The organism is Streptomyces sp. GDS52, from assembly GCF_052246875.1.
GTDB lineage: Bacteria > Actinomycetota > Actinomycetes > Streptomycetales > Streptomycetaceae > Streptomyces > Streptomyces cathayae.
Genome location: NZ_CM125966.1, coordinates 6,584,336 through 6,609,304, shown reverse-complemented (window position 1 = coordinate 6,609,304; position 24,969 = coordinate 6,584,336). Strand labels below are relative to the sequence as shown.

General features: G+C 70.6%; 20 protein-coding genes and 3 pseudogenes. 7 read left to right on the top strand and 16 right to left on the bottom strand.

Translation table 11 applies throughout. The annotated features are described in order from the left end of the window. Positions 1-37: 37 nt before the first annotated feature. From ACTWJ9_RS30295 to ACTWJ9_RS30250, 10 genes and pseudogenes are all read right to left on the bottom strand, one after another. Entirely contained in the window at positions 38-1,090 is a 1,053-nt protein-coding gene (locus tag ACTWJ9_RS30295; RefSeq protein ID WP_387040807.1) for an LLM class F420-dependent oxidoreductase, read from the bottom strand. 115 nt (positions 1,091-1,205) lie between these two features. Next, positions 1,206-1,967, bottom strand: a complete 762-nt coding sequence (locus ACTWJ9_RS30290) for a 3-hydroxyacyl-CoA dehydrogenase (protein WP_016828289.1) — start codon at positions 1,965-1,967, stop codon at positions 1,206-1,208. A 42-nt stretch (positions 1,968-2,009) separates the two neighbouring features. Beyond that, a complete protein-coding gene (locus ACTWJ9_RS30285; protein ID WP_279337465.1) occupies positions 2,010-3,203 on the bottom strand; it encodes a thiolase family protein in 1,194 nt (397 codons plus the stop codon). Between the two features lie 96 nt (positions 3,204-3,299). Next, entirely contained in the window at positions 3,300-4,103 is an 804-nt protein-coding gene (locus tag ACTWJ9_RS30280; RefSeq protein WP_279337464.1) for a crotonase/enoyl-CoA hydratase family protein, read from the bottom strand. Between the two features lie 70 nt (positions 4,104-4,173). Next, positions 4,174-5,628: an aldehyde dehydrogenase gene (locus ACTWJ9_RS30275; RefSeq protein ID WP_443294975.1), complete on the bottom strand. Its 1,455-nt coding sequence runs from the start codon at positions 5,626-5,628 to the stop codon at positions 4,174-4,176. 269 nt (positions 5,629-5,897) lie between these two features. After that, positions 5,898-6,863 carry an LLM class F420-dependent oxidoreductase gene (locus ACTWJ9_RS30270; protein WP_387042321.1) on the bottom strand — a complete coding sequence of 322 codons (966 nt, stop codon included), beginning with the start codon at positions 6,861-6,863 and terminating at the stop codon, positions 5,898-5,900. Positions 6,864-7,124: 261 nt separating this feature from the next. Beyond that, positions 7,125-8,279, bottom strand: coding sequence for an acyl-CoA dehydrogenase family protein (locus ACTWJ9_RS30265; protein ID WP_279337461.1), 1,155 nt, complete (start codon positions 8,277-8,279; stop codon positions 7,125-7,127). A 207-nt stretch (positions 8,280-8,486) separates the two neighbouring features. Then, the gene (locus tag ACTWJ9_RS30260; RefSeq protein WP_443294974.1) at positions 8,487-9,443 is read right to left on the bottom strand and encodes a PDR/VanB family oxidoreductase; all 957 of its coding nucleotides are present in this window, start codon (positions 9,441-9,443) and stop codon (positions 8,487-8,489) included. A 674-nt stretch (positions 9,444-10,117) separates the two neighbouring features. Next, positions 10,118-10,422 (bottom strand): annotated as a pseudogene (locus ACTWJ9_RS30255) (restriction endonuclease); the annotation flags it as partial. Positions 10,423-10,861: 439 nt separating this feature from the next. Next, entirely contained in the window at positions 10,862-11,479 is a 618-nt protein-coding gene (locus tag ACTWJ9_RS30250) for a TetR/AcrR family transcriptional regulator (RefSeq protein ID WP_279337459.1), read from the bottom strand. Between the two features lie 188 nt (positions 11,480-11,667). On the opposite strand from ACTWJ9_RS30250, the gene ACTWJ9_RS30245 reads away from it, so the two are divergent. Beyond that, positions 11,668-12,879, top strand: a complete 1,212-nt coding sequence (locus tag ACTWJ9_RS30245; RefSeq protein ID WP_387040299.1) for an acyl-CoA dehydrogenase family protein — start codon at positions 11,668-11,670, stop codon at positions 12,877-12,879. Next, positions 12,876-13,916 (top strand): phosphotransferase family protein, encoded by a 1,041-nt coding sequence (locus ACTWJ9_RS30240; protein ID WP_443294973.1) that lies wholly within the window; start codon positions 12,876-12,878, stop codon positions 13,914-13,916. Before ACTWJ9_RS30245 ends, ACTWJ9_RS30240 begins: the two co-directional genes overlap by 4 nt. 357 nt (positions 13,917-14,273) lie before the next feature. On the opposite strand, the pseudogene ACTWJ9_RS30235 reads toward ACTWJ9_RS30240, so the two are convergent. Next, positions 14,274-14,438, bottom strand: a pseudogene (locus tag ACTWJ9_RS30235) (pirin family protein); the annotation flags it as partial. 525 nt (positions 14,439-14,963) lie between these two features. Between ACTWJ9_RS30235 and ACTWJ9_RS30230 the strand changes: the two are divergent. Together ACTWJ9_RS30230 and ACTWJ9_RS30225 are read left to right on the top strand one after the other, a co-directional pair. Beyond that, positions 14,964-15,542 carry a hypothetical protein gene (locus ACTWJ9_RS30230; RefSeq protein ID WP_279337455.1) on the top strand — a complete coding sequence of 193 codons (579 nt, stop codon included), beginning with the start codon at positions 14,964-14,966 and terminating at the stop codon, positions 15,540-15,542. A gap of 46 nt (positions 15,543-15,588) precedes the next feature. Next, positions 15,589-16,098 (top strand): hypothetical protein, encoded by a 510-nt coding sequence (locus tag ACTWJ9_RS30225; protein WP_279337453.1) that lies wholly within the window; start codon positions 15,589-15,591, stop codon positions 16,096-16,098. Positions 16,099-16,492: 394 nt separating this feature from the next. Here the strand turns inward: ACTWJ9_RS30225 and ACTWJ9_RS30220 are convergent, their stop codons facing one another. Further along, complete coding sequence (locus ACTWJ9_RS30220; protein ID WP_279337452.1) at positions 16,493-16,897, bottom strand: peptidoglycan-binding domain-containing protein; 405 nt, start codon at positions 16,895-16,897, stop codon at positions 16,493-16,495. A gap of 172 nt (positions 16,898-17,069) precedes the next feature. Here ACTWJ9_RS30220 and ACTWJ9_RS30215 point away from each other — a divergent pair, with 172 nt between their 5' ends. Continuing rightward, on the top strand, positions 17,070-18,116 hold the full coding sequence (locus ACTWJ9_RS30215) for an ArsR/SmtB family transcription factor (RefSeq protein WP_279337450.1): 1,047 nt from the start codon (positions 17,070-17,072) through the stop codon (positions 18,114-18,116). A gap of 644 nt (positions 18,117-18,760) precedes the next feature. Here ACTWJ9_RS30215 and ACTWJ9_RS30210 read toward each other — a convergent pair. The 3 genes and pseudogenes from ACTWJ9_RS30210 to ACTWJ9_RS30200 all read right to left on the bottom strand — a co-directional run bounded on the left by ACTWJ9_RS30210 (position 18,761) and on the right by ACTWJ9_RS30200 (position 21,891). Further along, positions 18,761-19,651, bottom strand: a complete 891-nt coding sequence (locus ACTWJ9_RS30210; protein WP_387042253.1) for an LLM class F420-dependent oxidoreductase — start codon at positions 19,649-19,651, stop codon at positions 18,761-18,763. Positions 19,652-19,959: 308 nt separating this feature from the next. Beyond that, positions 19,960-20,680 (bottom strand): annotated as a pseudogene (locus tag ACTWJ9_RS30205) (IS6 family transposase). A 254-nt stretch (positions 20,681-20,934) separates the two neighbouring features. Continuing rightward, a complete protein-coding gene (locus ACTWJ9_RS30200) occupies positions 20,935-21,891 on the bottom strand; it encodes a zinc-binding dehydrogenase (RefSeq protein WP_443294972.1) in 957 nt (318 codons plus the stop codon). A gap of 47 nt (positions 21,892-21,938) precedes the next feature. Between ACTWJ9_RS30200 and ACTWJ9_RS30195 the strand changes: the two genes are divergently transcribed. Continuing rightward, positions 21,939-22,598, top strand: coding sequence for an acyl-CoA-like ligand-binding transcription factor (locus tag ACTWJ9_RS30195; protein ID WP_443294971.1), 660 nt, complete (start codon positions 21,939-21,941; stop codon positions 22,596-22,598). Between the two features lie 69 nt (positions 22,599-22,667). Here ACTWJ9_RS30195 and ACTWJ9_RS30190 read toward each other — a convergent pair whose 3' ends face one another. Beyond that, the gene (locus tag ACTWJ9_RS30190) at positions 22,668-23,507 is read right to left on the bottom strand and encodes an IS5 family transposase (protein ID WP_279337445.1); all 840 of its coding nucleotides are present in this window, start codon (positions 23,505-23,507) and stop codon (positions 22,668-22,670) included. Between the two features lie 195 nt (positions 23,508-23,702). Between ACTWJ9_RS30190 and ACTWJ9_RS30185 the strand changes: the two genes are divergently transcribed. After that, positions 23,703-24,956: a transposase gene (locus ACTWJ9_RS30185; RefSeq protein WP_279337444.1), complete on the top strand. Its 1,254-nt coding sequence runs from the start codon at positions 23,703-23,705 to the stop codon at positions 24,954-24,956. Positions 24,957-24,969: the final 13 nt, after the last annotated feature.

Genomic DNA, 24,969 nt, shown 5'->3' with positions numbered 1-24,969 from the left:
GGGTTTGTCGACGTTACGTGCGGGGGGGGGGAGCCGGTCAGCCGGCGGCGAGTGCGGCGACCCTCTCGACGAGCGCGATGCGCGCGGCCCGGTCGCCCGCGTCGGGGCCCACCGGCTGCAGGGACAGGGTGGTGACGCCGGCCGCGGCGTAGGCGGCGAGCCGCTCGGCGACCTCGTCCTCCGTGCCCACCAGGCACAGGGCGCGCACCAGTTCCTCGGGCAGCACCGCGGCTGCCTCCTCCTTGCGCCCGGCCAGGTAGAGGTCCTGGGTACGCCCGGCCTCCTCCTCGTAGCCGTAGCGGCAGGCCAGGTCGTTGTAGAAGTTCTTGCCCTTGGCACCCATCCCGCCGATGTAGAGAGCGAGTTGGGCGCGGACCGCGTGCAGCGCCTGTTCGGTGCCGGTGCCGACGGCGGCGGGGACTCCGATGCTGATCCCCAACTCGCCCAGTTCCGGGTCGCGTCGGGCCCGGCCCTCGTCCAGCGCGGGGCCGAAGACCTCGGCCGCCTTGCCGGGGTGGAAGAAGATCGGCTCCCACTCCTCGGCGATCTCGGCGGCCAGCGACACGTTCTTGGGGCCGATGGCGGCGAGCAGCACCGGGATGCGGGCGCGCAGCGGGTGGTTGATCAGCTTGAGCGGCTTGCCGAGACCGGTGCCCTGCTCCGCGGGCAGCGGGATGCGGTAGTGCTTGCCCTCGTGGACGACGGCCTCGCGGCGCCAGACCTTGCGGCAGATCTCGACCAGTTCGCGGGTGCGGCCGAGCGGCGCCTGGTAGGGCAGGCCGTGGAAGCCCTCGATGACCTGCGGGCCGGAGGCGCCCAGGCCGAGGGTGAAGCGCCCGCCGGAGACGTAGTCGAGTCCGGCGGCCGTCATGGCCATCAGCGTGGGGGTGCGGGAGTAGATCGGCAGGATGCCGGAGGCGATCCGCAGCCGTTCGGTCTTGGCGGCGATGTAGCCGAGCTGGCTGACGGCGTCGAAGCTGTACGCCTCCGCGACGTAGACGACGTCCAGCCCCACGCGCTCCAGGTCGCGCAGTTCCTCGACGGCCTCGACGAAGCCGCCGCTGTAGTCCAGTTTCATGCCGATGCGCATGACGGGGTTCCCTTCCGTGGGGAGCCGGGTGGGTGCACCGGCGGTGCCGGGCGGGGACGGCGTCCACGGGTCCGCGACGCAGGTGCGGAGCCGTGGACGCCAGGGGGACGGGAGGTCAGCGCGGACCCATCCGGATGGCGCCGTCCAGGCGGATGGTCTCGCCGTTGAGCATCGGGTTCTCCACGATGTGCGCGGCCAGCGCCGCGTACTCGACGGGGTTGCCGAGGCGGGCGGGGTGCGGGATCTGCGCGCCGAGCGAGGCCTTGGCGTCGTCGCTCAGTCCGGACAGGATCGGCGTCTCGAACAGGCCGGGCGCGATGGTGACCACGCGGATCTTCAGCGAGGCGAGGTCGCGGGCGACGGGCAGGGTGAGCCCGACGACGCCGCCCTTGGAGGCGGAGTAGGCGGCCTGGCCGATCTGGCCGTCGAAGGCGGCGACGGAGGCGGTGTTGACGATGACGCCGCGCTCGCCGTCGATCTCCTCGGCGCGGCTGATGCGCTCGGCGGCCAGGCGGATCACGTTGAACGTGCCGATCAGGTTGACCTGGAGGACCTTGGTGAAGTCGGCCAGCGGGAAGGCCCCCTGCTTGCCGACGGTCCTGATCGCGTTGCCGATGCCGGCGCAGTTGACGGCCACCCGCAGGGTGCCCAGTTCCTGGGCGACGTCCAGCGCGGCGGTGATGTCCTGCTCGCTGGTGACGTCGGCGGGGGCGAAGGCGACGCCGTCGCCGAGCCTTTCCGCGACTTCCTTGCCGGGCGAGGAGGGCAGGTCGACGATGACGACCTTGGCTCCGGAGGCGACCAGCTTCTCGACGGTGGCCAGGCCCAGGCCCGAGGCTCCGCCGGTGACCAGGGCGACGCTGCCGTTGATGTCCACGGCTGTTCCCTTCTTCTTACGAGGTGGGTGAAAGGGGGAGGGTCAGAGGCGCTCGATGACGGTGGCGTTGGCCATGCCGCCGCCCTCGCACATGGTCTGCAGGCCGTAGCGGCCGCCGGTGGCCTCGAGGTGGTTGAGCAGGGTGGTCAGCAGGCGGGTGCCGGAGCCGCCCAGCGGGTGGCCCAGGGCGATGGCGCCGCCGCGCGGGTTCAGGCGCTCGGGGTCGGCGCCCAGTTCCTGCTGCCAGACCATGGGGACCGGGGCGAACGCCTCGTTGACCTCGTAGGCGTCGATGTCGTCGATGCCGAGGCCGGCGCGGGCCAGGACCTTCTCGGTGGCGGGGATGACGCCGGTGAGCATGAGCAGCGGGTCGGAGCCGGTCACCGAGAAGGAGTGGAAGCGGGCCCGGGGACGCAGCCCCAGCGCCTCGGCCTTGGCCGCGCTCATGATCAGGGCGGCGGAGGCGCCGTCGGTCAGCGGGGAGGAGTTGCCCGGGGTGATGGACCAGTCGATCTCCGGGAAGCGCGCGCCCATGGCCTCGTCGCGGAACGAGGGCTTGAGGCCGCCCAGTCCCTCGACGGTGGTCGTGGCGCGCACGGTCTCGTCGGTGGTCAGGGTGCGCTCGGTGCCGTCGGCGTCGGTGACGGTGATCGGCAGGATCTCGCTGTCGAAGGCGCCGGAGGCGGTAGCGGCGGCGGCCCGGGCGTGCGAGCGGGCGGAGAAGGAGTCCAGGGCGTCGCGGTCCAGCTTCCAGCGGGCGGCGATGAGCTCCGCGGAGATGCCCTGGTTGACCAGGCCCTCGGGGTAGCGGGCGGCGACCGCGGGGCCGGCCGGGTCCTGGCCCTGCGAGCTGCTGAACATCGGCACCCGGCTCATCGACTCCACGCCGCAGGCGATGGCGATGTCGTAGGCGCCCGACATGACGCCCTGCGCGGCGAAGTGCGCGGCCTGCTGGCTGGAGCCGCACTGGCGGTCGATGGTGGTGCCGGGGACGGACTCGGGCAGGCCCGCGCCGAGGATCGCGTTGCGGGCGATGTTCATCGTCTGCTGGCCCGACTGGGAGACGCAGCCGGCGATGACGTCCTCGATCAGTGCGGGGTCGAGGTCGTTGCGCTCCACCAGGGCGCGCAGCACCCGGGAGAGGAGGTCGGCCGGGTGGATGCCCGACAGCTGCCCGCCGGGCTTGCCCTTGCCCGAGGGGGTACGGATCACATCCACGATCACGGCGTCGTTCATGGGACTTCCTTTTCCTGGGAGAGGTGCGGACGGGGGTGGGGTGCGGACGTCCGCGGGGTCGCTGTGCGGGCGTCCGGGGTGGTCAAGGACCGTAGGTCAGCGGCCGGTCCAGCGGGGTGCGCGCTTCTCGGCGAAGGCGCGCGGGCCTTCCTTGGCGTCCTCGCTGGCCATGAGGGCGCCCATCTCCTTGTTGTTGAGCGTCCACAGCTGCGGGTCCAGGTCCGAGCCGTAGGCGTGGCTCTCGCGCAGGAGCCGCTTGGTGCTCTGCACGGACAGGGGCGCGTTGGCGGCGATGGACTCGGCCAGTTCCAGCGCGCTCGCCAGCACGTGCTCGCCGGGCACGACGCGGTTGACCAGTCCCCATTCCAGGGCGGTCTGGGCGGTCATCGGCTCGCCGGTGTAGAGGAGTTCGGCGGCCACCTTGGCGGGGACCTGTCGGGGCATGCGGAACACGCCGCCGGCGGCCGCCATGAGGCCGCGCTTGACCTCCGGCAGGCCCAGGCGGGCCTCCTCGGCGGCGACCACGAGGTCGCAGGCGAGGACGATCTCGGTGCCGCCGCCGAGCGCGAATCCGTTGACGGCGGCGATCAGGGGCTTGTCGATGGGGTGCTGCACCAGTCCGGCGAAGCCCCACTCCTCGTGGTCCTCGGCCGACACCGGCCGTCCGGCGGCGAGTTCCTTCAGGTCGGCGCCCGCGCAGAACGCCCGGCCCGCGCCCGTGATCACGCCGACGCGCAGGTCGGGGTCGGCGGCGATCTCCTCCAGTGCCGCGCCGACGGCGGCGGAGAGGGCGGCGTTCACCGCGTTCATGGCCTGCGGCCGGTTCAGGGTGATGATGCCCACGTGGCCGCGCCGCTCCAGCGTCGCGGCCGCCGCGGCCGTCTCCTTCGAGTTGCTCATGGGTGTCCTGTCTCCTGTGGTGTACGGGTGGGGCCGGTCGGCTGTCGCCGGTGCGGCCCGTGCGCCGGGCTCAGGCGGTCGCGGCCTGCGCGGGCCGGTAGACCGACTTCAGGGAGTGGTAGGGGGCCAGCCCCTCCGGTCCCATCTCGCGTCCCAGGCCGCTGGCCTTCACGCCGCCGAAGGGGGCCTGGAGGTCGACGCCGTACTGGTTGACGCCGATGGTGCCGGTGCGGATGCGGGCCGCGAGGTCCATGCCGTGGTCCAGGTCGGCCGTCCAGACCGTGCCGCCGAGTCCGTAGTCGGAGTCGTTGGCGAGGGCGACGGCGTGGTCCTCGTCCTCGTAGCGGATCACGCACAGCACGGGGCCGAAGATCTCCTCGCGCGCCACCCGCCAGTCGTTGTCCACGTCGGCCAGGACGGTGGGCCGTACGAACCAGCCGTCCGTCAGGCCGTCGACGGGTGCCGAGCCGCCGGTGGTGAGTCGGGCGCCCTCGCGCACGCCGAGGTCGACGTAGCCGCGCACGCGGTCCCGCTGGGCGGCGCTGACGAGCGGGCCGACCTCGGTCGCCCTGTCGAGCGGGTCGCCGACGCGCAGGGCGCGGACGGTGTCGGTGACCGCGTCGACGATCTCCTCGTAGCGGGCGGCGGGGGCCAGGATGCGGGTGCTGGCGTGGCAGGTCTGGCCGTTGTTGGTGAGGCTGACGTCCAGCAGTGCGGCGGTGAAGGCGGCCAGGTCGGCGTCCTCGGCGAGGATCGCGGCGGACTTGCCGCCCAGTTCGAGGGTGACCGGGCGCAGCAGTCGTCCGCACTGTTCGCCGATGGCTCGGCCCGCCGCCGTGGAGCCGGTGAAGGCGATCTTGTCGACGCCCGGGTGGGAGACGAGCTGTTCCCCGGCCTCGCGGCCGCCCGGCAGGACGTTCAGGACGCCGGGCGGGAGTCCGGCCTCCTGTGCGGCGTCGGCGAAGTAGAAGGCGTCCAGCGCGGTCTCGGGGGCCGGCTTGAGGACCACCGTGCAGCCGGCCGCCAGCGCGGGTCCGATCTTCATGGCGGCCAGTGACTGCGGGTAGTTCCAGGGCGTGATGGCGCCGACGACGCCCACCGGCTCGCGGCGCACGACGGTCTCTCCGATGAGGCTCGGCCGCACGTCCGTCTCGGGCAGTTCGCGCAGCAGTCGCGCGTAGTAGGCGACGGTCATCGAGGCGCTGAACCCGTTGACCGGGATCGAGAGCGACAGGGGCATCCCGTTCTCGCGGCTGACCAGCGGGGCGATCTCGCGTCCGCGGGCCTTCAGCGCGGCGGCGAAGCGGTCCAGCAGGTCCGCCCGCTCCTGGGCGGGCATGCTCCCCCAGGGGCCGGCGAGCGCGGTGCGGGCGGCCGCCACGGCGGCGTCCACGTCCGCGGCGGAGGCCATCGCGGTCCGGCCGAGCACCTTGCCGGTGGCGGCCTCGATGACGTCCTGGCCGCTCGCGTCGGCCGGCTCGGTCCACCGTCCGCCGATGAAGAGTTGCCGTCGGTCCAGTTCCATGGAGTTCCCTCGTTTCTTCCGCCTCGCTGGGTGGGCCGTTCCGCCGGGACGTGCCGGCTCCCTGACGGGCAGGGGTGACAGGCTCCAGGGGCGCGCGGCGGCGCGGGTGCGCGGCAGGCTCGCGAGAACGGCGACGGGCGCCGAAGCGCGAGGGCAGCCTGCCTTCATTAAACTAATGACTATAGATAATCATAGAGGCGCGGGGGTTCCGGTGCCAGCCCCTGCGCAGGTCCGTCGCCCGCGAGGCCCGGCCCGGCACCCGCACCCGCTCAGCCGTCGGGAGCCAGGTCACGCACGGCGCGCACGGGGTCCTGCGGGTCCCCCACGAGGTGGATCACGGGCGTGGTGACCCCGTTGTCGACGTACTCACCGATCCGCTCCCGGCAGTGCTCGGCGGGGCCGTGGATCACCAGTTCGTCCACCACCTCGTCGGGCACCGCGCGCAGCGCCGCCCGGCGGTCCCCCTCACCCCAGGCCCGCCACATCGGTCCCAGGGCATCATCGCGGCCCAGCCACTCGTGGAAGGCCCGGTAGACCGGGACGTTGAGGTAGGCGGTGAGCATCCTTCGGCCCAGGGCGCGGGCCGTCTCGGGGTCCGCGCCGGGCATCACGAAGATCCGCGCGACGATCTCCTTGGCCGGGTCGCGCTCGCGCACGTAAGGCGCGATCGTGCGCACGTCGCGCGCGGAGAGCCAGTTGACGATCGCCCCGTCCCCCTCCCGGCCGGCCAGCCGCAGCATGCCGGGGCGCAGCGCGGCGATCAGCACCGGCGGCGGCTCCTCGGGGACGAGCCGGGCGGTGAAGCCCCGGACCGCGAAGGTCTCGTAGGTCTCGTCCACCCGCTCTCCGCGCAGGGCGGCGCGCAGGAAGCGCACGGTGTCCCGGACCCGCTTGTAGGGCTCCTCGAAGGGGATGTCGTTCCAGTGTTCGACGATGACGTCGGAGGAGGTGCCCACGCCCAGGGCGAACCGTCCCGGCGCGGCCGCGGCCAGGGTCGCGGCGCTCATCGCCAGCGTGGCGGGCCCCCGGGTGAAGACCGGCACGATCGCGGTGCCCAGCCGGAGCCGGGGCGCCCAGGCGGAGGCCAGCGCCAACGGGGTGAAGGCGTCGGTCTCGTCCGCCTCCGCCGACCAGACGTCGGTGTAGCCCAGGTCGGGCAGGGAGGCGACCAACTCCTTCTGGTCCGCGATCGAGAGTCCCGCCACCGGGAGTGTGATGCCCCAACGCTTCGTCATGCCCGCTCCGTCGTGTGTCGTCGCCCCGGCCGTCGGTGCGGGCCTTCGCCCGTCACCGCGCCCGGCCGTCGCCTTGCCGCCGCGTGTCGTCCGTCCGGCGGACGGCGCCCCTTGCGCCGTCCCGCCCGGTCCGGCTCCGGCGGGCACCCGCACGTGCCCGCCGGAGGTTCCTCGACGCCGTACCGCGGGCCCCCGTCCGCGCGCGATCGGATCGTTCGCGCGCGGACGGCGAGGGGTTGTGGCCCGCGGTCGCGCCGATGGTCAGGAGTTGCGCACCAGATCGCGGCTGATGATCTCCTTCATGATCTCGTTCGTGCCGCCGTAGATCCGCTGGATGCGGGCGTCCATGAACGCCTGGGCGATCGGGTACTCCTTCATGTAGCCGTAGCCGCCGTGCAGTTGGACACCGGCGTCGATGACCTTCCACTGCATGTCGGTGGCCCACCACTTGGCCTTGGCGGCGTCCACCGCGCTCAGCGTTCCGGCGTTGACGGCCCTGACGCAGCGGTCCAGGTAGGCGCGGCTCACCTCGATGCTGGTGCGCAGTTCGGCCAGGGTGAAGCCGACGCTCTGAAACTCCGCGATCGCCTTGCCGAACGCCTGCCGCTCACGGACGTAGTCGAGGGTCCAGCGGAACGCCGCCTCCGCCGAGCTCTGCGCGGCCACCGCGATGCCCAGGCGCTCGCGGGGCAGATTCTGCATCAGGGAGGCCAGGCCGCTGCCGACCGGGCCGAGCAGGTTGGCGGCCGGGACGCGGGCGCTCTCGAAGAACAGCTCCGCGGTGTCCTGCGCCTGCAGGCCGACCTTGTCCAGCTTGCGCCCGCGGGTGAAGCCGGGGGTGTCGCGCTCCACCACGAAGAGGCTGTAGCCCTTGCTGCCGGCGTCCGGGTCGGTCCGCGCCACGAGCACGATCAGGTCGGCCAGGATGCCGTTGGTGATGAAGGTTTTGGAGCCGTTGAGCACCCAGTGGTCGCCGTCGCGGACGGCGGTGGTGGTGATGCCCCGCAGGTCGCTTCCGGCCGCGGGTTCGCTCATCGCGATCGCCCCGACGGTCTCCCCGGTGACGAAGCCGGGCAGCCACCGCTCCTGCTGCTCCTCCGTCGCGAGGTTCAGCAGGTATCCGAGGACGATGTCGTCGTTGGTGCTGAAGGAGGACTGCAGCGAGGAAGCGCCGACGCGGGCGATCTCCTCGCACAGCACCACGCGGTAGCGGAAGTCGGGCTCTCCCGCGCCGCCGAAGCGCTCCGGCACCGAGAGGCCCACCAGTCCGGCGCGACCCGCCTTCTTCCAGGTCTCCCGGTCCACGCAGCGCTCCTCGTCCCAGCGCTGCATGTTCGGCACGACCTCCCGATGGACGAAGGACCGCGCGGTCTCGCGGTACGCCTCGTGGTCGGGCTCGAAAAGGTCAGTGTCCATCGGTTCTCCTCGTTCGGGGCAAGGTGGGCACCGCGCGGATCGACCGAGCGACCTCGGTCCGCGTGGGCGGGGAAGGACGACCGCGGTGTCGCGGCGGAAGGGGACGGGCCGTCCGGGCGGAAGGTCCCGGACGTGGGGACGGCGTCGGACGGCCGGTGGGTCCCTCGGCGCCCGCGGGGGTCGCCGGGCGCCGGACCACCCCGCCGCTCACAGGTCGAGCACCAGGGTCGCGGAGAGGCAGCGGGAGACGCACGGCATCATCGTCCTGCCCTCCTGCCGCTCCTTCTCGGAGAGCAGGGAGTCACGGTGGTCGGGACGCCCCTCCAGCACCGGGGTCTCGCAGGTGCCGCAGGTGCCCTCGCGACAGGAGGTGGTCAGCGCGGCCCCCGCGTCGTCCAGCACGTCGGCGAGGGAGCGGTCGGCGGGCACGGTCAGCGTGGTGCCGGAGCGGGCCAACTTCACCACGAAGCTCCCCGGCTCGGGGGCGTCCTCGAACTCCTTGGGGGCGAAGCGCTCCAGGTGCAGGCTCCCCTCCGGCCAGGACGTGGTGAGCTTCTCCACCGCCGCCAGCAGCGGTTCCGGTCCGCAGCAGTACACCGCGACGTCGTCCCGCTGCTCCCCCAGCACCGACTCCAGGTCCAGCAGTCCGCACTCGTCCTGCGGCTGGACGCGCACCTGGTCGCCGGGCTGCTCGGCGAGCACGTCGAGGAAGGCCATGCTGGAGCGCGTCCGCCCGCCGTACAGCAGGGTCCAGCGGGCTCCGGCCGCCTCCGCGCGGCGGATCATGGGCAGCAGCGGGGTGATCCCGATGCCGCCGGCGACGAAGAGGTACTCCGGGCTGTCCACGAGGGCGAAGTTGTTGCGGGGGCCGCGCACCCGCACCACGTCCCCTTCGGCCAGCCGGTCGTGCACGTGCGCCGAGCCGCCGCGACCGGCCGGCTCACGCAGGACCGCCACCTGGAGTTGCGACCGGTCCGACTCGTCGCCGCACAGGGAGTACTGACGGACCAGGTCGTCGTCGAGCAGCAGGTCGAGGTGCGCGCCCGGCTCCCACGTCGGCACGTCGCCGCCGTCGGGCCGCGCCAGGGTCAGACGCACCACGTCCTGGGCCACCCGGTCACGCCGTCGGACGACCAGTTCGTGCACACTCTCGTTCGCCGGCACCGCTCTCACCTCTCAAGCAGTCGCGGACCTTCCGTCCGCCGCAACCAAATAACCTTATGGCTGTAGATTAACTCTCCCCCTCGTCCACCGCCACCCCCTCCGCGAAGAAGACGGTTCCCCCCCCGTCCGGGCGTCTTCGGAGCCGGGACGCACCGGCCCGGGGGCGGGGAGGCTCACGGAACCATCGCGAGGCGGCGGAGCGCGGGGGCCGGCCCCAAAGACGGGGCCGGCCGGGGAAAAAGCGGCAGAGCCTGCCCGACTCCCGGTCACGACGGGGACAGGCCGACCCGGGCACGGTGTCGCAGCCCGGCATACGGGGCGCCACTCGACGTCCAGGCAGACGTAGGCCCGGCCGCGGTCGGCACGCGTACGGCAGCCCGGAGAGCACCCGAACGGGCGGGGCCGCACCGGAAACCGACGTCCGGTGAACCCGGCGTCGCCGGTGCGGGGTCGTGTCCCGCATCGTGGTGCAGGGGATCAAGCGTTACGCGTTCCGGTACGAGGCCCCTGACGATCTCCGGAGAGGCGGCAGTCCATGAAGCGCCCTGCTGAGGCGAGTCGAACGCCCGGCCCGGCGGAGCCACCGTCCCCGACCTGCGGATTCCGGCGCCTTGAGCGGCTGCACCACCCGGCGGGACGCCATCCGGTGCGGCCGGATGCGGCCGCAGGATGTTCACGACAGCGCGGTCGACCACGTGGAGGCACTGCTGTGGGGCGAAGGTTACGGCTGGTGCGGGAACCCAATCTTCGTCACGATCACCTCAATGTCGGCGCCACGGACGGAGCGGGCGGTGCCGTTGAGGACCTAGAGGTCCGGCGTGCCCCCGGCAGAGCCGGCCAAGCCGCTGCGCCGGTGCTCGCACTGGATCACCCAGTGCCGTCCATAGGGATCGGTGACCTTCATGTCGGCACTCAAGTCCCCGCCGACCCCGACACGGACCGCGTTCCGGCAGCCGTCACGGCCCATCAAGTCCCGCACGACGCTGGTGCCGTAGCGTTCCAGCGCCGTCTCCCGGGTGCCGCAGGACTCGCTCTGCGCGGCCCAGTGGGGGAACTCGGCGCGGCTTCAGCCGGCCATCGGGCCGTGCGCCGCCACCGTCAGCCCGGCCAGGTCCTTGCACGCCTGCTCGACGCCGGGCAGGCCCAGCAAAGCCGTGATCATGCCAGCCGCCCGGCCACCGCCCGCACCGGGGCCGAGGGGAACGGCTCGCCGTCCACTGTCCCCGGCGACGCGACCTCGCGGACGATCAGCCTCACGGCGGTCGGACGCCGTCGTCGAGTGACCTTGGGTCAACCGTTCGTCTTCCCCGCCCGGGCACGGGTGGGAGCCGTGGGGCGCAGGACGGTTCCGCCGTCCCGGCGGACGTGCCCTTCCCGTTCCCGGCCCGGGCCCGCACCCAAAAGCCGGCGCGAACAGGTCACCCGGAGCCCACCAGGAGGAGGGCGAAGTCTCCGTACTGGTACACGATCTGATCTTCCGTCAGCTCTCCGTCCTCGCGGTACCAGACGGCCACGCCCATCCCGAGGTCCAGGATCGCGTACGAGGCCAGGCGGGCCGAGGCGACGTGGAAGCGTCCCGCGGCGACCCCGGCCTCGACCAGCTCGCGGAACGCCTTCTCGTACGTGTCGCGCCGGTCCAGGACCGCGGTGCTGTGCGGTTCCTCGAGGCTGCGGATCTCCCGGTTGCCGACGAATGCCTCGAGTCGGTGCCGCGCGTGGTAGCGGACGTGGGCCTCGGTGGCGCGCCTGAGCCGTTCGGCGGGGTCCTCGGTCCCGGCGACGGCGGTCCGGTGGGCGGTGAGCAGCGCGTCCATCGTGCCGATCATGATCTGCGCGAGCAGCGCCTGTTTGGAACTGACGTGTTTGTACAGGCTCGGCCCGCGGACACCGACGGCCGCACCGATGTCGGCCATGGTGGTGGCCTGGTACCCGCGCTGGGTGAACAGTTCCAGGGCTGCGGCGCGGATCGCGTGGGCGCGCGAGGTGCCGTCGGGCCGGTTCGCAGCAGTGTCTCGATGGATACGGGGCTGCGGCACGGAAGACTCCTCGGCGTGGGCTGCGAGATTCGGCTAGTACATGTTAGCGGGATCTGAAGACAACCAGGGGGTGAATCCCTGCTGCCCTTGACAAGCAGCGCAATAGCCCGCTCTCATGTGGCTAACGTCTATTAGCCAGGCTGCCGGGTCGCGCAGTGCACGAACCTGCCTGGCGTCAGGAGGCACCGTTGCCCGTGAACCCGGACCACAGCCCCGAGGTCGTGGAGCTCGCCCGCCGGACGGCCAAGTTCGTCCGCGAGGTGGTGATCCCGGCCGAGGAGGAGCACGGCGGGGTCCCCGCCACCGGAGGGGAGGTACTGCGGACGCGCCTTCAGGAGGCCGCACGCGGGGCCGGGGTCTTCGCCCCGCACGTCCCCTCGGAATACGGCGGCCACGGTCTGGACATGCGCGGTCGCGCGCTGGTGTTCGAAGAGGCCGGCTACTCGCTGTTCGGTCCACTCGCCCTGAACATCGCGGCCCCCGACGAGGGCAACATGCACATGCTGGAGGCGATCGCCACCCCGGAACAGAAGGAGCGCTACCTGCGCCCACTCGCCGAGGGGCGGGTGCGGTCGTGCTTCGCGATGACCGAGCCGGCGCCCGGCGCCGGCTCGGACCCCTCGGCACTGACCACCCGCGCCGAGAAGGTGCCCGAAGGCTGGCGGATCGACGGCCGCAAGTGGTTCATCACCGGCGCGGACGGCGCGGCGTACGCGATCTGCATGGCCCGCACCTCCGGCGAACCCGGGGCCCGGGGCGGGGCGACGATGTTTCTCGTCGACGCCGACAACCCCGGGATGAAGATCGTGCGGCACATCGACACCCTGGACGAGGCCTTCTTCGGCGGACACTGCGAGGTGCTCTTCGACAACTGCGTCGTGCCGGACGAGGCGGTGCTCGGCGAGGTCGACAAGGGCTTCGAGTACGCGCAGGTCCGGCTCGGCCCCGCCCGGATGACGCACTGCATGCGCTGGCTGGGCATCGCCCGCCGCGCCCAGGACATCGCGGTGGCCCGCGCCGCCGACCGGCAACTGTTCGGCTCCCGGCTCGCGGAACTCGGCATGGTCCAGCAGATGATCGCCGACAACGAGATCGACGTCGCCGCCTCGCGCGGACTGATCCTGCAGGCCTGCCGGGAGCTGGACCAGGGCCGCTCCGGGGCGCAGTCCACCGCGATCGCCAAGACGTTCACCGCCGAGGCGGTGTGGCGCGTCGTCGACCGGTCGCTGCAGATCTGCGGCGCGCTGGGCGTCTCCGGGGACATCCTGCTCTCCCGCTTCCTGCGCGAGGTGCGCCCGTTCCGCATCTACGACGGCCCCTCCGAGACCCACCGCTGGGCGATCGCCCGCCGGGTCGTCCGACGCCACCTGGACGGCCGGACCGCGGGAGCGCAGCCGTGAGCTCCGAGGCGACGAGCCCCCAGGGCCTGGACCTGGCGGCCCTCCAGCAGTACTTCGAAGCCCGTGTGCCGGAGACCGCGGGGCCGCTGCGGGCCGAACTGCTGCACGGCGGCCGCTCCAACCTGACCTACCTGGTCACCGACGGCCGCTCCCGGTGGGTCGTGCGCCGCCCCCCGCTCGGCGTCCTGACGCCGTCCGCGCACGACGTGGGGCGCGAGTACCGGATCGTCGCCGCGCTGCAGGGCACCGGCATACCGGTCGCCCGGACGGTGGCGCTGTGCGAGGACCCCGGCGTGCTCGGCGCGCCGTTCTGCGTCGTCTCCCACGTGGCGGGCACGGTGCTGCGCACCCACGACGACCTCCACGCCCTCTCCCAGACGGACATCGACCACTGCGCCGGCGCCCTCGTCGAGGTGCTCGCACGGCTGCACGCCGTGCCGTACGAGGAGGCCGGGCTCACCGGCTTCGGCCGGCCCGAGGGCTACCTGACCCGGCAGGTCCGGCGCTGGCGCGACCAGTGGTCACGCGTCGCCACCCGCGACCTGCCCGACATCGACACCCTCCACCAGCGCCTGGCCGCCGAGGTGCCCGCCGAGAGCGGCGCGGCCATCGTCCACGGCGGCTACCGCATCGACAACGCCATCCTGGATCCGGCCGACCCGGGTACGATCCGCGCCCTCGTCGACTGGGAGATGGCCACCATCGGCGACCCGCTCGCCGACCTGGGCATGACCCTGGCCTACCGGGACCCCGCGTTCGACCCGGTACTGGGCGGCTCCGCCGCCTCCACCAGCAACCGGCTCCCCTCCCCCCGCGACCTCGCCGAGCACTACGCCCGCGTCTCCGGCCGGGATCTGGGACGGCTCGCCTTCTACCTCGGCCTCGGCTACTTCAAGATCGCCGTGATCGCCGAAGGCATCCACGCCCGCCACCAGGCCGGAATGACCATCGGCCACGGATTCGAAACGGTCGGCGACGCGGTGCCCCTGCTCGCGGCGGCGGGACTGCGCGCACTGGCGGAAGGGAACATCTCGTGAACACCCGGGCAGTCACAGTGGATTCCCCGAAAGAGGAGCGCCTGGCCGCGCTCGTCACCGGATCCCACCGGGTCGGCATTCGTCCGGCCGGCACCGAATCCGTAAAGGCCACCGCGCGCGAGGGAGCTGCGAGAAGAGTGCCTCGATCTCAGCTGACGAGGCGTCAGTGAAGTCAGCATCAGGTCGGCAAGAGCCCGGCCACAGCTGCTCACAGACGGCCACACCGGGGAACCGCCTGCCATCCCGGCTCCGGTCCGCACCCCGCTCAGCCGTCCTCCCGCGAGCGACCGGAAGGCGGGAGGCAGCGCCCGCCCACCTCCCGCCCACCAGCCACCAGGACTCAGGCGTTCCCGCAGGTCAACGCACCCTTCCCTGCGGCTTCAGCGGCACCGGCGGCAGCTCGGGGGCGGGCAGTGGGGCGCCGTCGTAGCCCTTCACCTCGCCGAAGCGGGTGCCGGTCATCCAGTCCTGGCGGGCCTGTTCGATCTCTTCCTGGGTGCGGCCGATCCCGTTCCAGAACATAGCGAATGCTGCACGCATCAGTGCAGGTCAGCGGCTTTCTGAACTGCTGACGGTCAGCAAACTGTCAGCATCGGTCCTGGAAGAATCAGCAACCGTGATTTCCGCTGCGTTGGTTCGCGGGACGGGGTCGTTCTTCAAGGAGTGTGAGCATCCGCGGTCGCGGTGGTCGGAGTGCCCGCACTCCTACAAGATCCGGTATCGGTCTGCGGCCGGGAAGCAGGTGAAGGAGTCTGGTTTTGCGACCCAGGACGAGGCCGTCGCGCGTTTGACGAAGGTCTACAACGCGATGAAGGCGGCGCCACGTGCTCAGGCGAGGGTGGACCGGATCGGCAAAGTGCGGGGCGATGCGGTTCGAGGAGTACACCGCGGAGTGGAAGGCCGGGCAGCGGGATCCGGGGCCGGCGTCGGTGGTGCATCTGGACTCGCTGCTGGGCAGTCGGCGGATGAACACCTTCGACCACAAGGTCGTTGAGGACTTCATCCAGACCATGGAACGCAACGGCGTCGGCCTGGCTACCCAGGGCGTTGTTCCGGCAGGCGAAGAAGAACGGGTGGATCTTCCGCGACCCCACGATCCGGATCCGTGTCCCCCGGCAGGCCGGCCGCGTGATCCAGGCCCTCGACCAGGTCATTGCCACCGCCACCACCCCGGACCTCCAGCTCATCATCGCCCTGGCCGCCGTCCACGCGGCACGGCTCAAGACGATCCGCACGATGTTGCTGGACGATGTGGACATCGGCAACCGGCGCATCACCGTCGGCGGTCACATCCGCCCGCTCGACGACCTCACCCGCCGTGCTCTCCTGGACTGGCTCGACTACCGGCGCAGCCGCTGGCCGACCACGGCCAGCCCTCACCTGCTGATCCCCCAGAAGACCGCCGTCGAACTCGGCCCGGCCGGCAAGCTCTGGACCACCCGGGCCACCCGCAACCTCACCGCCACCCTCGAACGGCTCCGCGTCGACCGCCAGCTCGAAGAGGCCCTCACCCATGGCGCCGACCCACTCCACCTCGCCTTCGGCATCGACGAGAAGACCGCCATCCGCTACGCGGACTCGGCTCGCGCACTTCTGGGAGAGGCCGCCGAGCAGGCATCACAGTGACCAAATGCGTTCGCCCTGGTCCACCTTGTGACGAGATCATGGACAGATGCCGTCGACCGAATCAGCAGCCCGTGCGCTTCAGGACCATGCCGTTCTCTGGAGCACCGGCGAGAGCCGTGCCATTGACGTCGTCAACGCCGCCTGTGATGCACTCGTTGCCGGCCTCGACGGTCCCGCCCTGCGGATCCTTGCCGCTTGCACACGCGCGGAGGCGGATTACGACGTCCCCGAGCTCCTTCCCCCAGCACTCGGCGAACTGGGACTCGCTTTCTGTCCGCCTGGCAGCGTTGGCGGCCAGGAAGCCGCCGCACGAGCACTTGCCGCCCGGATGCTGACCGGCGAGCTGACCCCACGAGAGTTGGCCTTCCGGATCCACCAGCGCTTCGGACACGAGCTGCCGCTGACCGAACGGCTCGCGGAACTCGATGACGAGTACGACACCCTCGAATACAGCGACAGAACACCGGCGCAGGTCGACGCCGATGTCACGGCCGAAGCCCTCCTGCTCGCTCAGCACTCTCGTGTTCCGACCGAACCCACGGATGCACAGACCTGAAGCACACCGTTGGGCCCGGGGGGCGAGCTGAAGAGTCCTCGGTTTCCCTGAACCCACGGGGATCACGGCCCTGTGCTTGCATAGCTACGGCCAGGTGGCGTGTAGCGCTGAGTAACGGTCCTGGAGGCAACGGAGTTGGTGTATCCGGCGTCCGCCCAGACCAGGCCGACACTGCGGAAGCCGACCCCGAGCCGGGCCAGGACCGCACGGCCCCGGCATGGTTCTCCCGGACCCCGGAGCAACTGGTCTCCGGGGCCAGGTGCCCGGTGCTGCTGTCGCCGGACAGGCCGAGGCGCCTCCGGCACCGCTTCGGATGCCGGAGGCGCCGGGCATCGCCTCTGCGTGGAGCCGGGTGACGAGGCCTCCGGGGCTCACATGGGGTCGGTCAGGTTCCTCAGGGAACGCGGACGCAGTTCGTGCTGCCGCTGAGCGGCTCGTGCTTGATCGCCTTGCGGGTGTTCGGGCCATATTCCCCGTCCGCCGGCGTACCGGCCGCTTGCTGGGCCTTGATGAGCGCGTTCCGGGTGGCGGGGCCGAACGACTTGTCCACCGTCAGACCCGCTTTGTAGCACTTGTTGAGCGTCGTCTGCAGTTGCCGGACGGCTTCGCCGTATGTGCCCTGCACCAGGTTGCAGTTGACGTTGGTACCCGTCCGATAGACGGGAACCCAGGCTCCGCTGTACGAGGCCACCCAGTCGCATGTGGGGGTCGCGGCCGCAGCGGGACTCGCGGGCGCCAGTGCGATCATGCCTGCCGCGAACGTCGTGGCCGCGGCAACCGCAGCCTTTACCTTGCGCATGAACTCTCCTCCGAAGGGGGTCGGGTTCGGGAACCCTGTCGTGCGCCCAGAGTGTCGGGAGGAGGAGCCTTGGGCCACGACTTTCCCTCTGGCTGCAATAACCATGGTCAGTACGGCGCACGGCATGCAGAATTCTGCCGGGCCGAGAGCAGACGAGGGGACGGGACGTCGCATGTTGAGAGTCCACTTCACCACTGAGGACCTGCTCCGTACGAAGGTGGCGCCGGGGCCGGACCCCCTATGGGAGGCGGTACTCAGCGCCAACCTGCTCGGCAACCGCGACGGGCAGGCGGTTTTCGACCCCTGGCGCGCGCGGACCCGGGCTCGACTCCGCCACCTCGCCCCCGGACACGCTCAGTTGATCCGCTGCCTCGCCCCGCCTCGCAGTGACTTCCCGGACTTCCTCACCCCGCCGGAAGGGATGCATGGCCCGGAGGTAGGAGTCGACGCCGTTCTCGCCACCCCGGCCCAGCGATTACGCGCGGAGCTGGCGGTCCTTCCCGCCCTGCCGGCATGGATACGCCCCCTGGCCGAAGGCGACCTGGCTGCCGTCACCAACCTCGGCCACGCGCTGCTCGGCTACCACCGCGTGGCGATCGCCCCGTACTGGCCCCGGATCCGGGCCCTCGTCGAAGCAGACCGGGCGGTGCGCGCACGCTCCCTGCTCGACGGGGGAGCTGATGGCCTGCTGCACAGCATGCGACCGACCCTCCGCTGGAACTCGCCCGTGCTGGAAGCCGACTACCCGGTCGAGCGTGACGTCCACCTCGACGGCCGGGGCTTGCTCCTGATCCCGTCGGTCTTCTGCTGGCGCACCCCGGTCGCCCTCATCGATCCGACCCTCGACCCGACGCTCGTCTATCCCGTCTCCCGAGGGGCGGGATGGTGGACGGTCGCCCGCACCGGCCAGGCCGCGGACCGCGCCCTGGCCCGCGTGCTCGGCCCGGGTCGTGCGCTGACCCTCCGCATGGTCGAGGAGGGCTGCACGACGGGTGAACTGGCCCGGCGGACCGGCCTCGCCGCGCCCACGGCCAGTCGCAACGCGACGGCCCTCCGGGAAGCCGGGCTGATCGCATCCCTGCGGACAGCGAACACGGTGACCCATGTCCTCACCCCGCTGGGGGCGGCCCTGCTCAGCGCCGACTCCTCGTACGGGCCCGGATGCCACCTCTCACCCGCGGGGCCGTCCGCGGACCCCGCGGGACAGGGATGCTGGTGATCCCGCCGGCTCCGGCCCGGAGTCCCGGTCCGTGGCGCTCCCCGCGGACCGGGACATCGGACTCAACCACTGCACTCGCGCAGGTACTCGCGCTGGATCGAGGGCGCATTGGAGCGGGAGATTTTCGGGGGGGGTGCCAAGCGGATGAGTCGGCCCCGGCGACAGATAGAGGCGTTCCGCTGCCCCAAGTGCGGGCACCTCGAGCTGTTCGCCACCGGCGAGGTGCAGTTGGTCCTTGTTGTCCCGAACATCGGCATGGGCGGTCACGCGTCGCGCGCTGAGGCCCTCCGAGCTTCGGTACCCCGCCCACCTGTCCGCAGGCTGCCAGTTCGAACATCCCGAACGCATCAGAAAAACTGGGATTTCGGCGGGAGCGGGCGGGGATCAGAATGTCCCACGCCCGGCCGCAGGCGGAAGCGAATTCCTCGTCATCCGGCGTATCCGTAGTCTTTTTCACGTGCTGGCTTTCGCTCCGTTGCCGTGCTGCTGGGTCACTTTGGTGTCGGGCCTGAGCGGTGCTGAGCTGGTACTTTACTGGCGTTGGTTGAGAAGCATTCGTCCGCCTCGTGAGATTGACCAGCTCAACGAGATGAGAGTCAACAGTGGCAGCACCCCCATCTCCGGCTGCCCGTGCGTGCCGTCCTCTACAGTTCGTCGGCGAGTGCCCCGGCCAGCTGACGCCATTCGGCCCGCGGCAGGCCGGCGCCGCCCTCGTCGGCGGTGAGCACCTGGAGCGCGACGTGGTCGGCGCCGGCGTCGAGGTACTCCCGCGTCCGGGCCTTCACGTGCTCGGCGTCGCCCAGGGCAAAGAGGGCGTCGAGAAGACGGACGCTGCCGCCGCCCTCGAAGTCGCTCTCCGCGAACCCCAGGCGCAGCAGGTTGTCGGTGTAGTTGGGCAGTCGAAGGTACATCCCCAGCATGTTCCGCGCAGTGGTGCGGGCCCGGTCGAGGTCGGTGTCGAGCACTACCGACAGTTCCGGGGCGAGCAGCGCGTCGGGGCCGAGCACCTCGCGTGCCTCCGCCGTGTGCTCGGTGGTGACGAGATAGGGGTGTGCGCCCAGCGCCCGGCCGGTCGCGAGCCTCAGCATCTTCGGGCCGAGCGCCGCGAGGATTCGATGTCCGGAGTTCACGGGCGGGGTGGCGGCGTCGAGTGCGTCGAGGTAGGCCACCATCGCGCTGTACGGCTTCGCGTACTGCGGCACCATCGGGCCATGGCTGACGCCCAGGCCGAGGACGAATCGCCCGCGCGCGCTCGCGTCGATCGCTGCGATTCGCGCCGCCACCTCCTCGGCGGTGTGGTCCCAGATGCTGAGGATGCCGGTGGCCACGGTGACCGTGCGGGTGACGGCGACGACAGCCGCGGCGTCGTCGGGCGAGGGACTACCCCCGATCCAGAGAGTGCCGTACCCCAGCTCTTCGAGCTCGGCGACCGCGTCCGCGATCGCCTCTTTGCCCGCGTCGTTTGCCCGCGACCCGTGCAGGGCACTGCTCCAGATGCCGACCCGTCCGAATGCCTCGCGTGTCTCAGAAGTCATGGTGTGATCAACAGCGACCCGGGCCCGCTATTCCCGGCTGGGCGGGCATTCATCCGTTTCCCGCACTCCGACTGCGGGCCTCCCACCCCCGTTACCTTCTTCGTGGCTCCGCAATGGGGCCTCCGGCCTTCGGGCCCGGCATGACCTCCCCCCTTGTCGTTCATGATCCGGGGGTGGTGTCACCGGGACCGAAGGCATCGCCAGACCGCTGATGAGGGGCTTGAGTACCGGCGGCGCTGTCACGTTGTCGGGTGGGTCGTTGCCTGAAGGTGTGTCGGGGCGTGGGGGCTTGCGGCTCGGGCCTGTGTTCAGGCCGTGGTGGGCCGGCCGGCGTCGGTGATCTGGTCCCAGATGGCGAAGCGGACGGTCATCTCAGCTCGGTAGCCGGAGGCTGTCATCAGGTGGCGTCGGGGCCGGAAGTGGGGTGAGATGCCGCTGAACGCGGACAGGAATCGCTGTGCCCCGCCGACAGAGCGGAAGCCCTTCATAGCGCGTTCACGCTGCCGCGTGGGCTGGTGACTGTTCTCCGCCCGGTTGTTGAGGTACTTCGAACTGCGGTGCTCGACGGAGGGCATGACCTCGCGATGGACGGCGCCGTAGGAGCGGAGCTTGTCGGTGACGACCACCCGGGGCACCGAACAGGTCTTCTGTATCAGGCGGCGGAAGAACCGCCTGGCCGCGGCGGTGTCCCGCCGGTTCTGCACGAGGATGTCCAGCACGTTGCCGTCGGCGTCGACGGCCCGCCACAGGTACTTCAGCTCACCGTTGACCTTGATGAAGACCTCGTTCAGGTGCCATGTGTCGCCGGGGCCGGGGCCGGGGCCGGCGACTGCGTAGTCCGTTTGCGTAGGCCTGGCCGAACTTCCCACACCAGCGCCGCACCGTCTCATACGAGACGAGCACACCACGCTGAAGCATCAGCTCCTCCACCTCGCGGAACGACAGCGGGAAGCGGAAGTACAACCACACGCAGTGGGCAATGATCTCGACCGGGTACCGGTGCCCCCTGTACGACGGTGCGCTGTCCACAGACGACCCCTCGCAGCCTGATCAACCCGAAGATCATCCCACCCGGTCAACCAACGTGACAACGCCCAGCCAACCGTTTGCCGACCTCACCGAAGCGCTCCAGGGGCGCACTGTCACGTTGTTGATTACGTGGGTCTCTGACGGCGCGTCGGGGCGTGGTGGGGCCGGGGTTTCGGGCCGGCGCTCAAGCCCCGGCGGGCCGTCAGAAACTTACGCACCCAATACTGTGACAGCGCCAGTCACGCTGTTTTATGTCATCCGAACGTGGCAACCAGCCGCCCGATGACTTCGCCGCGCTCGAGCCGGCCGATCCCGTCGGCGATCTCCTCAAACCCGATTTCGGTGATGCGCGAGGACAGCTTTCCTTCGGCGACGAGGTCCAGCACCGCCGCGCAGTCCTCCTTCGTTCCGGCCTGCGAGCCGACAAGTTCGACCTCGTTGAGGGTGAGTGCCTGCAGGTCAATCTCGGCTCGGGCGAGGCCGAGGCCCACCTGGACGATCCGGCCGCCCCGGCGAACGGAGCGGATCGCGCCGTCGGTGGTCGTTCCGAAGCCGGCGAAGTCGATGACCACGTCGAGGTCCTCGCCGGCGAAGTCGGTGATGTCGTTCGCGACCCTCTCAGCGCCGAGCGAGCGTGCGAAGTCGTGAACGCGTTCGTTCTTCTCGGCGACGAACAACGTCGCGCCAAGTGCGCGCGCAGCCTGCGCGCCGAGTGAGCCGAGCCCGCCGAGGCCGATGATCCCGACCCGGGAGCCAGCAGTGACCTTTCCCTGCACCGAGACCGCATGGTACGAGGTGAGACCTGCGTCCGTGGCAGCTGCCGCCTGGTCGAACGGCACTCCCTCGGGCAGGGGGACGACGAGTCGTTCGAGGACGACAACCTCGTCCGCAAACCCGCCGTTCTTCGAGGTGCCCGGTCCTTCGATGGCCGCGGGGATGACGACCTTCTGACCGACGGTGAACTGGGTGACGTCGGATCCCACGGCGGAGACGACGCCCGCGATCTCATGGCCGAGCGTGATCGGACGGAACGGCAGCAGCGGCGTCAGTGTGCCGTCGAGGAACCCGATGTCGCTGTGGCAGAGCCCAGCGGCGCGGACATGCACCACGAGTTCGTCCGCGGCCGGCGTCGGCGTCGGCACCTCGTTCAGCGTGAGGGGTGCTCCGACTTCGGTGAACTGCCATGCGCGCATCATTCGCTCCTTCAGCACTTTTCTCCCGGCGGATGGCCGGTGTGTGACCGACCACTGAATCTATAATGGTACCCAGTCCCAAAAATACCCTGCCCTACGCTCGGATGATGACTACCTCCCGTCCTCGCCGCGGACGACCCCCGGCCTCGTCCCGCGAGGCGCTCACGGAGATCGCCTTCGAACTCCTGCTCCGTGATGGCTATGAGGCAACGACACTGCAAGCCATCATGATCGCGGGCGGCGTCGGACGCTCGACGCTGTTCCGCTACTTCGGCTCGAAGGCGGGGATCGTGTGGAGCGAGTTCGATCGTGCCGTCGAACGACTGCGATCAGCGCTCCATGACGCCGACGACGCGCCCGTGATGGCTGCCGTGCGGTCGGCGGTCGTCCGGTCGACACAGCTGTCCGAGGCGGCGGCACCGACCTCGTGGCTCGATCGCTTCCGGGTACTCGACCGGGACGCCGCGCTCGTCGCGGAGACTGCTGCGCATTGGCGCGTATGGGCCGAGGTGGTAAGCGGCTACGTGGAGGAGCGCACGGGACTCGACGCGAGCGCTCCGGTTCCGGCCGCGATCGGCGGAGCCGTGCAGGCGGCCTACGTCGCGGTGCTCCGGCAGTGGGCCGCAGCGGGCGCAGCGGCGGTCAACATCGACGAGCTCGACAACGCGCTCTGTCCGGTCACCGACGCGTTCCAAGCGGTCCTCGACGGCATGCCGCGCCCCTGATTGACGGACGGCTTGACGTGCTCCCTGGCCTGAGAGGGCATTTAATGTGACCGGGTTGCCACTTATGCCCTAGTAGGTTCCTCGCCAGGTTGGCGTGACCTCGTCCGTTATGCGCTTGGCGAGGTTGTCGATCGAAGCGATGTGGATCATGGCTTCGGAGCTGGCGGCGAGGGTCTCGTAGTCGCGGGCAAGTCGTCTGTGCATCATGATCCAACCGATGCTCCGCTCCACCACCCAACGTCTTTTCAGGACGTGAAAGCCGCGGGTTCCTGGGTTTTTGTCGACGACTTCGACATCGATCCCAAGTTTCGCGCCGTGTTCGACGACGGTCTTCTTGAAGCCGGTGTCGACCCAGCTCTTGGCGATGGTTGGATAGGTGTTTTTCGCCTGGTCGAGGAGGCGTATCCCCAGGGCGTTTTCGGAGAGGCCGGCGGCGGTGACGGTCACGGCGAGGATCAGGCCGATGGTGTCGGTGAGGATGCCTCGCTTCCTGCCCACGATCTTCTTCGCGGCATCGGTTCCCTGGCTGGTCACGGGCACGTTGGTGGAGGTCTTGACACTCTGGGTGTCGATCACGGAGGCCGTCGGCTCGGGCTTCCGGCCTTCCTTGACGCGGGCCAGGGCGGTGAGGTCGTAATTGAGCTGGGTGAAGATTCCCTCGTCGCGCCAGGCGGCGTAGTAGAAGTAGACGGTGCCGTGGCCGGGGAAGTCGTGCGGGAGGTATTTCCAGGGGATTCCGGTGCGGTTGAGGTAGAGGAGCGCGTTGAACACGTCGCGCAGGTCGACTTTCGCCGGCTGGCCGGTGGGGCGACGTTCGAGACGGGCATTGCGCCAGGCCGTCAACGTCGGTTCGATCAGGGCCCATCGGGCGTCCGACAGGTCGCTGGGATACGGCTTGCGCTCACTCACAGCACAGCCTGAGCATGGGCATGCCGGAACTTCTCGTTCCGCTGATGGCTGGGAGGTTCTGCTGCATCTCTACGCCAGACGGGTTTCCGAACCCAGAAGCGGATGAGACGGGTGGCGAGGCTACCGCCCTGCCGGGCGACGTTCTTCGCGCATCGGGCTATCCGTAATGAAGCGGGACACTCGTATAAGGCGCGTATGTGCCTTGGCCTGCATAAACGCCCTCTGAACAGGCTGGAGCTGGCCGGGGAGACGCTGCGGGCCGCGCTGGAGGCTCTGGCCTGTGCCGCCCCGGACTGGCCGGCCGATGCGGTGCCGGTTCGGGAGTGGGCCGAACGGTACGGGCAGCGAACCGACTCGTGGCACCCGCCTGCCTCGAAGGCCAAGCGCGCGGAGATGGCCCTGGTCTACGGCCGGGACGGATTCGCACTCCTGGAGGCGGTCCGCTCGCCGGCCGCACCGGTGTGGCTGCGCGATCTGCCGGCGCTACGGGTTCTGCGCACGGTGTGGATGCAGAACTACCACCGCACCGTCACCGCGGCGGGGACGGAGGTGAAGCGGCGGGAGAGCGAGGATCTCCCGCCCGGGAGACTCCGCCTCGCCTCTCCCTACGACACCGACGCACGCTACGGCCTCAAGCAAGGCTCCTGGTGGACCGGGTACAAGGTCCACATCAGCGAGACCTGCGACGATCCGGTACCTGACCCGGCCGACGGCGAACCCGCGCCCCGGATCATCACCAACATCGCCACCACCGACGCCACGGTCACCGACGCGGAGATGACCGAACCGATCCATCAGCTGCTGGCCGCCCGTGACCTGCTGCCGGCCGAGCACTTCCTCGACTCCGGCTACCCGTCGGCCGAACTCATCGTCGCAGTGAAACGCAACTTCGGCGTCGCCCTGGTCACCCCGGTGCTGTTGAACAGCTCGCCCCAGGCCCGCGCCGGTGCCGGATTCGATCGGACGGCCTTCACCATCGACTGGGACAAGCGCCAGGCCGTCTGCCCGCGCGGAAGCACCAGCACCTGGTGGAGCCCCGCCAGCCAGCGCGGGGCGCCGGCCATCGTCGTCAAGTTCGACAAGCAGACCTGCCAGGCCTGCCCCGTCCGCGACCGGTGCACCCGCTCCAGGACCGGAGGCCGCTCGCTCTCCCTCCAGCCTCGCGAACGGCAAGAAGCCCTCGACCAGGCCCGCGCCGAACAGATCAGCGAGCAGTGGCGCACCAAGTACGGCACCCGCGCCGGCATCGAAGGCACCATCCACCAGGCCGTCGCGGTCACCGGCATGAGACGCGCTCGCTACCGCGGCCTGCCCAAGACACACCTCGAACACGCCTTCTCCGCGGTCGCGCTGAACCTGCTCCGTCTCGACGCCTGGTGGAACGGCCACCCGCTCGACCGCACCCGGACCGGGCACCTCGCCCGCCTCGACCTCTCCCTCACCGCATAACTCGAAGTAGGTG

Bases quoted from the DNA above. Each gene is read 5' to 3' on its own strand.
- ACTWJ9_RS30265 (WP_279337461.1), bottom strand. From the start codon at position 8,279: ATGGACACTGACCTTTTCGAGCCCGACCACGAGGCGTACCGCGAGACC.
- ACTWJ9_RS30270 (WP_387042321.1), bottom strand. From the start codon at position 6,863: ATGACGAAGCGTTGGGGCATCACACTCCCGGTGGCGGGACTCTCGATC.
- ACTWJ9_RS30220 (WP_279337452.1), bottom strand. From the start codon at position 16,897: ATGCGCAAGGTAAAGGCTGCGGTTGCCGCGGCCACGACGTTCGCGGCA.
- ACTWJ9_RS30195 (WP_443294971.1), top strand. From the start codon at position 21,939: ATGGTACCCAGTCCCAAAAATACCCTGCCCTACGCTCGGATGATGACT.
- ACTWJ9_RS30215 (WP_279337450.1), top strand. From the start codon at position 17,070: ATGTTGAGAGTCCACTTCACCACTGAGGACCTGCTCCGTACGAAGGTG.
- ACTWJ9_RS30210 (WP_387042253.1), bottom strand. From the start codon at position 19,651: ATGACTTCTGAGACACGCGAGGCATTCGGACGGGTCGGCATCTGGAGC.
- ACTWJ9_RS30275 (WP_443294975.1), bottom strand. From the start codon at position 5,628: ATGGAACTGGACCGACGGCAACTCTTCATCGGCGGACGGTGGACCGAG.
- ACTWJ9_RS30295 (WP_387040807.1), bottom strand. From the start codon at position 1,090: ATGCGCATCGGCATGAAACTGGACTACAGCGGCGGCTTCGTCGAGGCC.
- ACTWJ9_RS30280 (WP_279337464.1), bottom strand. From the start codon at position 4,103: ATGAGCAACTCGAAGGAGACGGCCGCGGCGGCCGCGACGCTGGAGCGG.
- ACTWJ9_RS30185 (WP_279337444.1), top strand. From the start codon at position 23,703: ATGTGCCTTGGCCTGCATAAACGCCCTCTGAACAGGCTGGAGCTGGCC.
- ACTWJ9_RS30225 (WP_279337453.1), top strand. From the start codon at position 15,589: ATGCCGTCGACCGAATCAGCAGCCCGTGCGCTTCAGGACCATGCCGTT.
- ACTWJ9_RS30285 (WP_279337465.1), bottom strand. From the start codon at position 3,203: ATGAACGACGCCGTGATCGTGGATGTGATCCGTACCCCCTCGGGCAAG.